A 219-nucleotide genomic window follows, 5' to 3' on the forward strand; every position below is an offset into this window, starting at 1 on the left:
GTCCGGCAAGCCCGGCAAGTCCGCCCCGGCCGGGAAGCCCGCCAAGAAGAAGGGCCGCTCCAAGCTGGTCCTGCTCGGCGGCGGCGTCCTCGGCCTCGCCGCCGTGGCCTACGGCGCCGGACTGCTGATGAACCACTCCGACATCCCCAAGGGCACCAAGGTCCTCGGCGTCGACATCAGCGGCAGCCGCGACGACGCCGTGGCNAAGCTGCAGACGGC

1 pseudogene is annotated in these 219 nt (G+C 72.5%); it reads left to right on the forward strand.

The features are described from left to right. Positions 1 to 219: pseudogene (locus VR44_RS37435) on the forward strand (hypothetical protein); the annotation flags it as partial.

Origin of the sequence: Streptomyces katrae, assembly GCF_000966975.1 — a bacterium.
In the GTDB taxonomy this organism is placed as follows: Bacteria; Actinomycetota; Actinomycetes; order Streptomycetales; family Streptomycetaceae; genus Streptomyces; species Streptomyces katrae.